The 602-nt window shown below is 63.0% G+C and carries 1 protein-coding gene; it reads left to right on the forward strand.

Going from position 1 to position 602, the window contains the following annotated elements; all coding sequences use genetic code 11:
• The coding region (locus HMPREF0321_RS00890; protein ID WP_217490505.1) for a hypothetical protein at positions 1-390 on the forward strand (390 nt) is incomplete at its 5' end.
• Positions 391-602 lie beyond the last annotated feature (212 nt).

Genomic DNA, 602 nt, shown 5'->3' on the forward strand with positions numbered 1-602 from the left:
CCCTCATTCGTGAAGAGCCACCAAACCGTTAGCCAGATCTCACTACCGCCACCTGCGATCCACCTATCCTCGTCGAAACGGCCGCGCTGCGGCCATACGAAGAAAGGGCAGGCCATGATCTTCTGGATCATCGTTCTCGTCATCGTTGCGATCGCTCTCGGCCTCGCGTGGAAGAAGGATCGCGACCGTCGTGCCGTCCATTCCACGCATGACAGCTTCGGCAACCACGCCGAGCAGCGCCTCCTTGAGGAAGACCACGGCGTCACCATGCACGGCGGGCCCGGCGAATCTGTCGCACCCGCCTCGACCCGCCAGGGCGAGGGCAGCTCCATCAGCTACTACGGCGGCGGCCCCGCCAGCCATACCAATGGGGGCGGCGGCGTCTTCTGATCGCACCTCATGGTTCGCGGATGCGAACCATGAAACGCCAAGCAGCATGACAAGGTGGGTCGCGTCCTTTCAAGGGATGCGACCCACCTCGCTGTCACAGCGCGAACGTCAGAACCTCCTCGTAGCCCGGTCCTGGGACTGCTGCACGAATGGGTGACAGTGGTTAAGCAGCCAGTTCGACTGCCGTAGGCATGAATCGCCCCGGGTTCGGT

Source organism: Dermacoccus sp. Ellin185 (genome assembly GCF_000152185.1).
Lineage (GTDB): Bacteria > Actinomycetota > Actinomycetes > Actinomycetales > Dermatophilaceae > Dermacoccus > Dermacoccus nishinomiyaensis.